Origin of the sequence: Nitrospira defluvii, from assembly GCF_905220995.1 — a bacterium.
Classification (GTDB): Bacteria; Nitrospirota; Nitrospiria; order Nitrospirales; family Nitrospiraceae; genus Nitrospira_A; species Nitrospira_A defluvii_C.
The window spans coordinates 887,808-900,143 of record NZ_CAJNBJ010000001.1; the positions used below are offsets into that span (position 1 = coordinate 887,808).

The window sequence follows — 12,336 nt, forward strand, 5'->3', positions numbered from 1 at the left end:
TCCCCCAAGCAGTTTCCGTACACTTCTGTCTGCTTTCCGCACAGGATGTTCGGCTCAAACCGGATGCCTCCGATGCCATCAAGACCCGAACCATCCAATTTCACGGCAGATTTCTGTCGGCCCTCACACTGGTGTAGTTCTTTCATAGTGAGACGGCACAACGAGCGGCCAGAACCACCCCAATCACCACGGAAGCAAGAGGGACTCTCATGACCATGGCTCGATTCATCGCAGATTCACTACGAGGCCTCACCGCCGCACTGCTGCTCTTGGGCACCCTCACCGCCACGCCCAACCTGTTCGCGGCAACGCCCCAGCCTCCGGATGCCGCACACCGCCTCTACGATCGCGTCATGGAGGAGTTTCGACATAAGGACTACCCGGCCGCGCTCGCGGGATTTCGCTTCTTCCTCGAACTCCATGGGCAGTCGTCCCTCTCAGCCAATGCGCAGTACTGGATGGGTGAATGTCAGTACCGTATGGGTCGGCACAACGATGCGCTGGCCTCGTTCTTTAAACTCATCTCCGATTACCCGATGAGCCAGAAACTCGCCGCCTCAACCCTCAAGATCGGACAAATCTATACCAAGCAGGGCGATCGCGACAAAGCGCAGATGATGTATGAGCGGGTCACCGGCCAATATCCCGACAGCCCTGAAGCCGAAGTTGCCCGTAAGGCACTGGAAGCCGACGCCGCAAAGGGTGAACCAGTGGCAACCGGGCCGAATTAACAACGGCAGCAGGCGGCCAGGCACTTCCCACCGCCTCACCGCCCGGGCAATCACGCAACCTCAGTCCGGGTCGGCAAGATCCAACACGGTCACGAGCCCCGGAACGGTGTAGGTATGCAGTGGGCTCAGTCGCACGAGTTGGACACCGGCTGCCCGGAGCGCCCCGTCAAACAGCGCCTCGTCCGCCGCATCCGGAGCGTCATGTGGTACCGGCGGGTCCACTTGCACCACCTTCTCGACTAATCGGCTGCCTGGATGCACCAGCACGAACGTAGCGCGTTTGAGCGCCAGTTCACGCAGCGTCATGGCCGGTGGAGTGCCGGATGGCGCCCGGAGATCCAGGATGCTCCAGAGCGGAATTTGCGTGAACAGCAGATACCGATCTTCCACCGCCAGTCGCAGCAGGTTATAGAGCTGCACCTCCCGGTCGGTCAACAACGGTTTCGCCGCAAACGTCATCCCAGTCGCAGGGCTACCCGCCGACGCGTCGGGTGCGCGTCGGCGGCCGAATGTCTCCCAGGCCAGACTTCCCAGAAACACCAGTGCGCCGATACCGACAATTGGATACAGTAATTCCATACGAGCCTGATGGGATCAGCGGGAACGCCGTGCTTGTATGACCGGCACACCCGCCCCTCCGGGCACTACCGAACCGAGCACCACGGGATGGCGTGCGCCCGTCACCCCTGGAACATTCGTGCATTGCCCATACAGCATGTCGTGAGCGAGCAGGGCAAACGCTGTCGCCTCAAAGGCTTTGCTGCTCCAGCCACAGTCATCAAATGTCAACACCGGCGCCGGCGCAAACACCCCGCGCAGCGCATCCATAATGGCGCGATTGTAGACGCCGCCGCCACCGACGATCACATCATCAATCTCACCGGAGATCCATCGCCGACAGGAGCCGATCGCCTCAGCGGTCCAGGCCGCGCAGGTCGCCAGCAGCACCTCGACGGACAACCGCAATGTTCGCTGCCTGGCCACGAGCGCCTGAACGAACGGGGCACCGAACTCTTCCCTTCCGGTCGACTTCGGCGGACGCCGAATGAGGAAGGGATGGGCCATGAGTTCTCGAAGCAACGCCTCGTTGACCGTCCCTTGCCGCGCCATTCTGCCTCCGACATCGTACGACCGTTTCCCCTGCGTCACCACCCGCATGATCGCATCCAGCACCATGTTGCCGGGACCGGTATCGAACGCGCGCAAGTCCTGCACGCCCCCTCCCGCAGGGAGATAGGTCACGTTGCTGATCCCGCCGATATTCACGACCAGGCGACATCGCCGAGGATGGCGGAACGCCATCGCATGGGCATAGGGAACCAGCGGAGCCCCTTCTCCCCCCGCCGCCATGTCACGCGGCCTGAAATTCGCCACCGTGGTGATGCCCGTGCGTTCTGCGATAACGGCCGGCTCGCCGATCTGCAGCGTCGATCGGACGACTCCCACGCCAGGCTCCCGAATCCCCTTGGGCAAATGGTGAATCGTTTGCCCATGCGATCCGATCAACTGGATATCGGTCGCCCGATAGTTCGCCTTGCGAATAACACGGAGTGCGGCGTTTGCGAACAGCTCCCCCAAATAGGCATTCATGTGGCAGATCTCCGCCACCTGCCCATGAAGCGAGAGCTCCACCAGTCGTTGCTGCAGGGTCCGCGAATAGGGCAGAGACGCGAAGGCCAGCGGGGTGATCCGCGAGATGCCGCCCCGTCGGACGATATTCACCAACGCTGCGTCCACCCCGTCAGCCGACGTCCCGGACATGAGTCCGACCACCTTCATCCCGCGCTCCTCTCGCCAACCAGACCCAAGCCTTCACTTCGGCTTCGGTGCGCTACGCTAATCGAAAGCCGGCAACGGGTCAAGCGGCGCAATCAGCCTGGGTGTCGCGTTGACTTTGCGGAAATCGGGTGTTACCGTCCGCCGGATGTGTCGCCTGATCCTCTGTGTGTTGCTCATCGCCCTTGCCGCACCGTTTGAGTGGAGCGCATCCGCTCCGGTTCACGTGGCGGCCGCAGCTGAACCACTCAACGTCGTCGTCACGCTCCCTGTCTTGAAAGACTGGGTGCAACAGGTCGGTGGCGCGCATGTGCGCGTCGTCTCCCTCATGACAGGCTACGAGAGCGAACACACCTACTCGCCCAAACCCAGCGATCTGGTAGCGGTCCGAAAGGCGGCGCTGTTGTTCGAAGTCGGTGCGGGACTTGAGGTCTGGGTGACGTCGCTCGTCAAAAATGCGGGAAATGCCTCGCTGCAAGTCATCACGACGTCCAAAGACATTCCGCTGATTCACGATCAACCGGAACCAACCGGAGATGCGCATGGACACGGCCATCAGGCCGGGAATCCCCACGTGTGGCTCGACCCCTCTTCCGCCGCCACGATGGTACAGCACATTTTCAACGCGATGGCCACAGTAGACCCGGTCCATGCGACAGACTACCGCACGAATACCACGACCTACCTCCGAACACTCGCCCGCGTCCAGGATGAAACACTGGGCCTCTTGAAACAGCTACCGAATCGCGCGATCATTGTTCATCACCCGGCCTGGCCCTATTTCGCCAAGCGCTACGACCTACGCATCGCGGGCACCATCCTCACGCAACCCGGAGGGGAACCTTCTGCACGACACCTCCATTCGCTGATCGAGACCATCAAGCGCGACCACATTCGGGTCATCATTTCCGAGGTGCAGCTGAATCAGAAGGTTCCGCAGCTCCTGGCACGGGAAACCGGAGCACATATCGCTGTCTTGACCACGCTCCCCGGAGGTCTGCCGGGCACCGAGACCTACCTCGACATGCTCCGCTATAATGTGCTCCAATTGGCACGGGCCCTGGAACAGACATAACCGCCGCTTCCACTCGAACATCGACGACAACCCAGCAGCTCCATCGAACACGCCGCGCATGAGCCATCCCATTATTCGCTTCGACCATGCCACCTTCGGATTTCTCGGCACCATCGCACTGGAGGATATTTCGCTGTCCATTCCGGAGTCGGAATTCGTCGGCGTGATCGGCCCGAACGGATCGGGGAAAACCACGCTCTGCCGCGCCGTACTCGGCCTGATGGCCCCCCTCAGCGGCACCCTCCGTGTCCTCGACTGTGCCTGTGAGGAACTCCGTTGCCACCACCGGGCCCTCATTGGATACCTTCCGCAAAAGGGCATGCTCGATCGCAACTTTCCGGTCACCGTCCTGGAAGCCGTCATGATGGGTCGCTACGGAGCGCTCGGCCTGTTTCGACGCCCCTCAGGAAAGGATCGTGACATCGCCCGGCAAGCCCTCACGCAAGTCGGCATGGACCACCACCGGGACTCGGCCCTGGGGGCCCTGTCTGGCGGGCAACAGCAGCGCGTCTTCATTGCCCGGGCACTGGCGCAACAGCCCCGCATTCTTCTGCTGGACGAGCCCACCACCGGCCTGGACCTCACGGCACAACATAGCGTGGTAGAACTCATCCAACAGCTGCATCAGCAATTGAAACTGACCATTCTCATGATTACCCACGACATCAACATGATCCGTTCACGAGTCGACCGGTTAGTGCTGCTCAAGACAAAACTGTTTGCGGCGGGTCCCCCGCACGAGGTGCTGCAACCGGACATCTTGAGTCAGGTTTATGGCAAGGAACTGGTCATCACCGACAAGGACTTTGTGATCGTGGAGGACTACCACCACCATTGAAGACTCTCGTGAGGGGTGAGGCAGGCGCCCTATCCATTGGGCGTCTGAAGGATCGGCCACATCCCCTCTGCTGGTCCGACACGTTCCCATGATCGACTAACACCATGCTCGAACTGCTCGCGTACGATTTCATGCAACGCTCCCTGTTGGCCGCCGCCTTGGTCGGATCTGTCTGTTCCGTCATCGGCGTGTTCGTGGTGCTGCGAGGACTGGCCTTTGCCGGCGCTGGAACGGCCCATGCCGCTTTTGCCGGCGTGACGCTCGCCTACCTTCTCGGGCTTCCGCCTCTGAGCCTCGCCATCGTCTTTGGACTGGCTACGGTCTGGATCACCGGCTGGGTTGAGGAAAAGGGCCGCATGAAACTGGATGTCTCGATCGGCATCCTCTACACCGCCACGATGGCATTGGCGATTCTGTTTCTCGGCCTGATGAAGACATACAACCCGGAGGTCTACGGATACCTGTTCGGCAGTGTGCTGTCCGTCACGAAGGAGGAACTCCTGACGATCGTTGGGTTAAGCGTCGGGGTATTGGGAACGATCCTTCTGCTGTCGAAGGAATTATATTTTATCGCGTTCGATCAGGAGATGGCCGCAGCCTCCGGCGTGCCGGCCAGGCAGATTTTCTACCTCCTCCTGACACTGGTGGCCCTGACCGTGGTGATTGCACTCAAGACTGTCGGCGCCATTCTAGTATTTGCCATGATCCTGATTCCGGCTTCGACGGCCTACCAACTCACCCATAGTCTCACCCAGATGACGCTCTACTCCATGCTCATCGGCGTGTTCTGCGCCGTCACAGGCGTCTTGCTGTCGTACATGTTCGACTTACCCTCGGGGCCGTCCATCGTTCTGCTCGCCACCGCGCTCTTTTTCCTCGCGGTCTGCTGCTCCCCCAAACGACTCCATCGCGTGCATCCTGAATAGCCCTCGTTGGACAGAGGAATCCCCTGAGGCACAGGCTCATCACACAAGCAAATGTGAACGGGGGACCTTGACCGGGATAGAGACAACTCAGGCTTGCGAGCCCGAACTCTTTCGCGACCAGACCATGCCGGTCTGCTCTTTGGCGCTGAAGCCAAGCCTCTCGTAGAAGCCTGGTCGTCGCGTGCACAGCCAGAACAACTCAACCTGTTGCAACGTGGGATGGTCGAGAATGCGGCGCACAATCTCGGTACCGATCTTCTGACCTTGATAGTCGCGGTCGACGATCACATCCCAGATAGAGGCCCGGAACACATAGTCCGTCAGCACGCGCCCGAAGCCGACAAGCCGGGATCCGTCCCAGGCCGAAATCACGAGATCCGTGTGGGCTAACATCGCCTTCGCTTGCTCAAGGGCCCGATCCTTCGCCCACGGAGCCTGCCGGTACAATTGAATCAGTTCTGCCGCGTCAAAATCGTTGCGATCGGAAAATGTGATGGGTCGTTGGCCGGTCTTGAGAGCAGGAGGCATCTTGTACTAAATTAATCCCTCCGCGCGTGGGGAGACGATTCACCGTAGTGTAAGGGGAAGACCATGGGAACGCAAGTACGAAGCTGTCCGAAGTGCTTTCAGCTGATGTGGCTCAAGCAAGATCACTACGAAGTGCTCGATGAGCAGACCGTCCGTGCCAAGTGCCCGCATTGCGGCTCAACCGTCCGGTTTCAACTGGTCACCGCTGGGGCGAATGCAGCCGGCCCGAAGATGGGGCACTGATTCGTCGGACGAGCTCTACGTGCTGAGTTGGCAATTCAATTCATCCCCTCAACACTGAGCACTCACGACAGCCTCCCTACATGCCCCGCCCCGCCCCCTCAAGCTCCGGCTGACTACCGGGGAGGATTTTCACCAAGGCGCTGCGGTACTCCCCCATCCGCTTCTCTTCTGCGGGAGTCACCTTAATTTCCTTGTCCCGTTGCATCCGTTCCAGATGATCGAGGACAGCCAGCAGCGGCTGCACCGCGCCCAGCACGTTGCCGACCTCGAACGCTTCGAGCGATTCGATGAGATAGTCCTGCAGGCCCCTATATGGAGAACGCCCGCTTTGCTCCCGAAATCGCAAGAGTGCCTGCTCGAACGCCTCCACGGCTTCCGGTTTAGGTTTGACCCCGGTCGGCACGGATGCGAGATGCACGACTGTCGGCAACTTGGAGGCGTAGCCTTTGAGCTGCGCAATCAGTTCACCGATCCGGTCAAGCACGGCACTGGTTTCCATCGTTCGTCACTCCTCACTCTCGCCGACCGTCATGTTCGGCATGTGCTTCAATCTGGCCCAGGCCGATCACCCGGAACTCCTGGCAGGCCACGAAAAAACTTATTTCTGCATCATATATTGCGATCGGCCTACGTGCCGTATCGGCGCAGAATCACAGCAGGATGCGCAAAATCACCGTCCAGCAAGGCTACAGCGAGCGAAGAAGCGAATCGTACTCGAGCTGTACGATGAGCTTCTGAGTGATGCGAGCAGTCTGCTGGCAGACTGTTTCCCCATCGCGCTAGTGCGCCATGGCTGCGCGAAGAAGATCCTGCACCTGCTCCATATCAGGCGGACAGGGCACATCGAACTCATGATACTCCCCGCCGTTGGGATGCGTAAATCCCAGCGTGCGCGCGTGGAGCATGACCCGGGGAATCGTCACCCCGGCCACCGACATCACTTTGGCCCCGCCGTATGTCTTATCCCCGAGAATGGGATGATCGATTGACGTGAGATGGACCCGCAGCTGATGAGTGCGTCCCGTTCTGGGAAAGAGGCGCACATAGGCCGCGATCTTGCCGTACCGCTCCTCCACCTGATAGTCGGTCGCCGAGGGTTTTGGCTTGGTCGTCCGCGCCGAAAACTTTTTCCGCTCTTTGGTATCGCGCCCGATCGCCAGTTCAATGAGGCCATGGCCCTTCTTGGGGCCCCCCCAAATCAAGGCTTCATACACCCTGGTGATCGTGTGGAGTTTGAACTGTGCAGCCAGTGCGCGATGCGCCTGGTCCGTTTTGGCAATCACCATCACCCCGGATGTGTCCTTATCCAACCGGTGTACGAGGCCAGGACGCTCCTTGCCTCCAATATGCGACGGAGTGACGCCCGATGTGGCGAAGTGATGCAGGAGCGCATTCACCAACGTCCCTGACCAATTCCCAGGCGCGGGGTGTACCACGAGGCCGGCCGGCTTATGGAGCACGAGCAACTCCGCATCTTCGTGGAGAATATCAAACGGGATGGCTTCGGGTTTGAGGTCCAGCGGTTCAGGCCGCGGCACCTCCAGCCGGATGCGGTCACCAGGTTTGATCTTCTGGCTCGGCCGGATTGTCTGCCCATTGATGAGAATGCGCCCTTCCCCGATCAAACGCTGCAAGGCCGAGCGAGAAAAAGTCGGGTCGCGATTGGCAAGGAAGACATCGATCCGCTTCGACGATTCTCCACCGGTCACAACAATTTCAACCGGAGTGGTGCTTACCCTATTCACGTGGTGACTGCCTGACATCCTGCAACATGCGTAGTCATAGGCTGCCACAGAGGCTGGTCAAACACAAGGTGCCCGCTCCGTCCCCATCCTCTACACACTTCACACACATGTCGTCCACAATCCATCCACATGTTGTGCTGCCTCGTCGCGGCTTTTAACCCCCGCACGACTGTACGTATGGTCGTTCATTTCTGTCAGTGGTGCGTTGGATTTGACACCATGTTTCTGCGCATCCCCATGGTGTCGCATGATGGCACACTCGCATCCCAGAAAAAATTCATGTTGTTAGCGTCATGCCTATGCCTCTCGCCACAGGCACCTGACTTGCTTATTTAGAGAGAGGGTTTGCCGCTTCAACATGTGGAGATTGTGACGATCCAATGGCTGCTGATTTTATCCACAGAATCCTCAAGTCGCTGCAAGACACGTTCGTTCCGACAACGGAAGCTCTGCCCCCCATTGTGGACAACCGGACTGAGCAGCCCATGCCGCCCTCCGTGCGCGACCGGCGCATCGACACTCGCTTCGCCGTCAGGACTCCTTGCACTTACGAGTTGATGGAAGAACATGGCTCCGACGCCTCTACACTACTAGGGAAGGCCTATTCGTTGAATGTCAGCTCGGACGGCATTCTCCTGCTCCTTGACCAAAAGCCGCAGAGCAGACAACTACTCAGTCTTCAGAATCCGGCACTGCAGCGACAACGCTCACTGACGTTGTTCGAGGTGCGCTGGTCCACTCACCTCCCGGTGGGCGCCACGCACCCGCGCTACCTGGTCGGTTGCCGCCTCGCCTTCGGCCGGTTCCCCTACTTCCTCGTCCAGCGCCAACACCTCGACCGAGACATCTCAGGCCTCTCGCTCTAACCGCTCATCACCCACCGGCGCGAATGGCCGGCCGGCATAGAGCCCTTGTCGTACGGCCTGAAAATCAAGCGGAACGTCGGCCGTCCACTCGCCATACAGCCCGGTGGCAGGATGCCTGAACCCCAGCGTACGGGCATGCAGCATGACCCGCGGAATCTCATACCCCGCTATCGCAACGACTCGCTCACCCCCGTAGGATCTGTCACCGAGGATGGGATGGCCGATGACGTGAAGATGCGCCCTTATTTGGTGCGTGCGACCTGTGTGTGGACTGAGCACGAGGCGGGCGGCCACCTTGTCGAACACCTCTTCGACTCGATAGTCTGTGACCGCAGGTTTCGGCTGAAGCGATTGGGTTGAGGTGCGTTTGGGATGGTGCCGATCCGGACCAATCGCCGCCTCGATCCGGCCTTCCGATTGAGCCGGCACACCCACGACCAGCGCTTCATACTGACGGGTAATGGAATGCCGTTCGAACTGCTCCGACAGTTTTCGGTGCGCCTCCTCTGTCTTGGCCACCACCATCACTCCGGATGTGTCTTTATCCAACCGATGCACGACGCCCGGTGTCGCGGCCCCGCCTCCGCGGGCGCAATGGTCCAGCAATGCATTCAGCAGTGTATTGGACCAATGTCCAGGGGACGGGTGGGTCACGATCCCGGCGGGCTTATTCAGCACCAGACACGCATGATCCTCAAACAGGATCTCCAACTGTTGTGTCTCGCCAGCGATGCGTAATGGGGCTGGCTGGGGAGTATCAAAGACAATGACATCTCCAGCCCTGATGCGCTGACTCGATTTGGCGATGTGATTATTCACCCGCACCCAGCCCGCCGTAATCATCCGCTGCAAGGCCGCGCGCGAGAGCTTCGGCTCGCGTTGTACGAGGAAGACATCCAACCGTTTGGGCTGCTCCCCCGCGGAGATGATAAATTCCGTCTGCATAGCGCGGCTACGCTACGGCAGCGTGGCAACCGAATGCAATCGGAGAAGTTCTTACATGGTTCGGCCCTATCAAGAGCGTCGTTGAAATCAGTCCGTGGTGATCAACGACCTGCAGCGCGAGAGTTTTCCGCGTGGCTGAACTGGCAGATGTGTGAGAGCAGGATCACTTCAATACGTGCAATCTCCGCATTGGACAACCCCTTGACTCCGGAGTAGGATACATCATCGTATGATCTTGCGGGCACGCTGGTTCGTACGGGCAAGGAGCTGGGGCAATGCCTTCGGTACCTTCCCACGACCGGTCGCTTCTCCAGGAGGCCATCGATAGGGCCGGCATCCCGGCTCATCGCTCCTCCCCTTCATCAGGGTCGATACTTATCCCATTCTCCTCATTCGCCCGGCAATTGCTCTCGTCTGTCCTCCCACTTTCGCAAGCACTCACGGGCCAGACCGTACTGTGCCATTCATCTGCCCACGTGGTGCGCCGGCCAGACCGGACCACCCGTGTGCGCCACAAGGAGGTTGTCATGACATCCTTTCAAAAATTGCTGCGGGTCGCGACGGTGCTGGGATTCGCATTAGTCGGCGCGACGGTGTTGTGGCCTAGTCGAGCACTGACTGAGAATGCGACTGTCACTCTGCCGATCGAAACGGTAGCCAATTACATCCACGCCGTCATTGAAGCAGACCGGGATGTGTATACCAGACATGTCGTCGAGCGCTTGCAAACAAAGGGTGTGGTCGTGGCATCGGAGAACTGGGAGCAGAAGAATACGCTGCCTCTACCGGCTCAGTTCCTGATGGAGTCAGGACGGTACATCGCCAAGAAAGGCCTGGGCATCCAATATCGCCTGATCAGTCTGTGGCCGATCAACAAGCGCAATGTTGCGGGGAACGAGCTTGAGAAGGCCGGGCTCGGAACCATCTTGACGCAACCGAATCGACCCCACACCGGCTTTATGAAGATCGGGGAGACACGCTATTTTCAAGCGGTGTATGCCGATCTCGCAGCCACCCAAGCCTGCCTCGGTTGCCACAACGCGCATCCCGACAGTCCCAAACGTGATTTCAAGCTCAATGACGTGATGGGTGCCATCGTGATTACAATCCCCGTCGGACAATAATATCGCGGATGTTCGGCACTCCGTCATTCAGGCGCCGCGACCAGACCGGCAGGACGTACCACGATCCTGCCGGTGGGAACAGGTCCGCTCCTTCACCTGCAACCCTGCGAGTCTGCTCCAGGGAGGAGTGCGGATCACGGAGTTGGTATGCTACGGATTTCGCGACGCTTTAATCGATCAAGCTCTGCGTCCTTTTCCGCGAGTTGCTGCTTCAGTCGTTCGATCTCTTCCCGTAGTCGATAAACAATCCCTTCCCAATCCACCGGCCCGGAGCTGGATGGTCCCGACCGTCGGATATCAGATTCAGGCGCAGCGACTGCCCCGGGTGATCCACCCGCATGCAGGGAGGTTAGCGCCGACCCCGTACGGTGGAGGGGAGAGAGAAATTCCGTGTGATCGAGAATCACTTCGCTGGCCGATGCTCGATGTCCGCCTGACCAATTGGCTTTGGTGGCGATCACATATCTGGGTGAATCAAACGACAAGACGCCGCCGCTGCCTTGAACGGAATGGAGAGGATTCGCCCGCACACGTGCAAGCTCTGGGGAATTCGCCGGGAGCGGGAGTCGATGATTCGCGATCACCAGATGGAGCTTGCCCTCTTCAACAAACATTCCGCCGGACGTGATTTCTCGACCTGTGCCTTGTTGCCCGGCAAGCGTAAAGACGATCCATTCATGGGGCGTCGCTTCTTGAAAAGACTTCCGAACGGTGGGCACAAGGAGGTTGATCTCTTCCAACGAGAAGACAGAACGCGGCGGTCTCGCGTGATCCATCAGGCCGACTCGTTCTTGAACGATCAATCGGCTGAGGACGGCAGAGAGCTCTTCATCGCTCCACACAATCGGATGATCATACCGTGGGGATGCACTGCCGGCATCGAGAAAGGAGTCGAGCCGCACAAACCAGGAGGAGTCCTGTTCAATGACTCGACTTGTTAATATCGGCCCGGCACAGCCGAGACAGAAGAGGATCGCGAGACCAAGGAAGCAAGAATGCAATGACGTGGTTCGTAACACCTGACGTCACCCGACAACGGATCAGGGAGGAGCAATTGACAGACTACGTGACGTATCGGGAAGAGAGGTTAGGCGTGCCCGGATTTCTTGGCACGGTCCGCGATCTTTTTTCGGAGACGAGCCTTTTCGAGACTGATCTGAGCCTCTTTCACTTCTGAAGGGAGCCCACCGGCCTGCAGCCGCTGCTCGGCCTTTTCGACGGCCTGTTGCGCACGACCGACATCGATGTCTTCGGCTTTCTCGGCAATCTCCGCCATCACAGTGACTTTGGAAGGCGTCACCTCGGCGTAACCCCACAGGATCGACATATAGTGCCACGCGTCCTGATTCTTGTACCGCAACTCTCCGATGCGCAGGCTGGACAACAGGTGGCAATGTCCCGGCAGGACGCCGAACTCGCCCTCACTGCCTGGGGCGATGACCTCATCGACCTCCTGACTCAAGAGCAACTTTTCCGGCGTCACAACTTCTAAGAGAATCTTCCCTGCCATCTTTTTCTACCACTCCCTTGGCACCATGA

General features: G+C 59.2%; 15 protein-coding genes. 7 read left to right on the forward strand and 8 right to left on the reverse strand.

Annotated features, from left to right (window positions below):
- Positions 1-215 precede the first annotated feature (215 nt).
- Positions 216-731 (forward strand): tol-pal system protein YbgF, encoded by a 516-nt coding sequence (ybgF, locus tag KJA79_RS04190; protein ID WP_213040734.1) that lies wholly within the window; start codon positions 216-218, stop codon positions 729-731.
- Between the two features lie 60 nt (positions 732-791).
- On the opposite strand, the gene KJA79_RS04195 is transcribed toward ybgF, so the two are convergent.
- Together KJA79_RS04195 and KJA79_RS04200 are read right to left on the reverse strand one after the other, a co-directional pair.
- Positions 792-1,310 (reverse strand): DUF2726 domain-containing protein, encoded by a 519-nt coding sequence (locus KJA79_RS04195; RefSeq protein ID WP_213040735.1) that lies wholly within the window; start codon positions 1,308-1,310, stop codon positions 792-794.
- 15 nt (positions 1,311-1,325) lie between these two features.
- Positions 1,326-2,510, reverse strand: a complete 1,185-nt coding sequence (locus KJA79_RS04200; protein ID WP_213040736.1) for an anhydro-N-acetylmuramic acid kinase — start codon at positions 2,508-2,510, stop codon at positions 1,326-1,328.
- A gap of 145 nt (positions 2,511-2,655) precedes the next feature.
- On the opposite strand from KJA79_RS04200, the gene KJA79_RS04205 reads away from it, so the two are divergent.
- From KJA79_RS04205 to KJA79_RS04215, 3 genes are all read left to right on the forward strand, one after another.
- Positions 2,656-3,582 (forward strand): metal ABC transporter substrate-binding protein, encoded by a 927-nt coding sequence (locus KJA79_RS04205; RefSeq protein WP_213040737.1) that lies wholly within the window; start codon positions 2,656-2,658, stop codon positions 3,580-3,582.
- Positions 3,583-3,640: 58 nt separating this feature from the next.
- Positions 3,641-4,420: a metal ABC transporter ATP-binding protein gene (locus KJA79_RS04210; RefSeq protein ID WP_213040738.1), complete on the forward strand. Its 780-nt coding sequence runs from the start codon at positions 3,641-3,643 to the stop codon at positions 4,418-4,420.
- A 104-nt stretch (positions 4,421-4,524) separates the two neighbouring features.
- Positions 4,525-5,346: a metal ABC transporter permease gene (locus KJA79_RS04215; protein ID WP_213040739.1), complete on the forward strand. Its 822-nt coding sequence runs from the start codon at positions 4,525-4,527 to the stop codon at positions 5,344-5,346.
- Between the two features lie 87 nt (positions 5,347-5,433).
- Here the strand turns inward: KJA79_RS04215 and KJA79_RS04220 are convergent, their stop codons facing one another.
- The gene (locus KJA79_RS04220; RefSeq protein WP_213040740.1) at positions 5,434-5,874 is read right to left on the reverse strand and encodes a GNAT family N-acetyltransferase; all 441 of its coding nucleotides are present in this window, start codon (positions 5,872-5,874) and stop codon (positions 5,434-5,436) included.
- Between the two features lie 63 nt (positions 5,875-5,937).
- On the opposite strand from KJA79_RS04220, the gene KJA79_RS04225 reads away from it, so the two are divergent.
- Entirely contained in the window at positions 5,938-6,117 is a 180-nt protein-coding gene (locus KJA79_RS04225; protein WP_213040741.1) for a hypothetical protein, read from the forward strand.
- 76 nt (positions 6,118-6,193) lie between these two features.
- Here the strand turns inward: KJA79_RS04225 and KJA79_RS04230 are convergent, their stop codons facing one another.
- Positions 6,194-6,616 carry a hypothetical protein gene (locus KJA79_RS04230; protein ID WP_213040742.1) on the reverse strand — a complete coding sequence of 141 codons (423 nt, stop codon included), beginning with the start codon at positions 6,614-6,616 and terminating at the stop codon, positions 6,194-6,196.
- 280 nt (positions 6,617-6,896) lie between these two features.
- Positions 6,897-7,862, reverse strand: coding sequence for an RluA family pseudouridine synthase (locus KJA79_RS04235; protein WP_213040743.1), 966 nt, complete (start codon positions 7,860-7,862; stop codon positions 6,897-6,899).
- Between the two features lie 380 nt (positions 7,863-8,242).
- Here KJA79_RS04235 and KJA79_RS04240 point away from each other — a divergent pair, with 380 nt between their 5' ends.
- Complete coding sequence (locus tag KJA79_RS04240; RefSeq protein WP_213040744.1) at positions 8,243-8,728, forward strand: hypothetical protein; 486 nt, start codon at positions 8,243-8,245, stop codon at positions 8,726-8,728.
- On the opposite strand, the gene KJA79_RS04245 is transcribed toward KJA79_RS04240, so the two are convergent.
- Positions 8,711-9,673 carry an RluA family pseudouridine synthase gene (locus KJA79_RS04245; protein ID WP_213040745.1) on the reverse strand — a complete coding sequence of 321 codons (963 nt, stop codon included), beginning with the start codon at positions 9,671-9,673 and terminating at the stop codon, positions 8,711-8,713. The two genes, KJA79_RS04240 and KJA79_RS04245, sit on opposite strands and share 18 nt — an antisense overlap.
- A 527-nt stretch (positions 9,674-10,200) precedes the next feature.
- Between KJA79_RS04245 and KJA79_RS04250 the strand changes: the two genes are divergently transcribed.
- Positions 10,201-10,797, forward strand: coding sequence for a Tll0287-like domain-containing protein (locus KJA79_RS04250; RefSeq protein WP_213040746.1), 597 nt, complete (start codon positions 10,201-10,203; stop codon positions 10,795-10,797).
- Between the two features lie 134 nt (positions 10,798-10,931).
- Here the strand turns inward: KJA79_RS04250 and KJA79_RS04255 are convergent, their stop codons facing one another.
- Positions 10,932-11,699 (reverse strand): hypothetical protein, encoded by a 768-nt coding sequence (locus KJA79_RS04255; RefSeq protein WP_213040747.1) that lies wholly within the window; start codon positions 11,697-11,699, stop codon positions 10,932-10,934.
- 185 nt (positions 11,700-11,884) lie between these two features.
- Entirely contained in the window at positions 11,885-12,307 is a 423-nt protein-coding gene (locus KJA79_RS04260) for a F0F1 ATP synthase subunit epsilon (RefSeq protein WP_213040748.1), read from the reverse strand.
- Positions 12,308-12,336 lie beyond the last annotated feature (29 nt).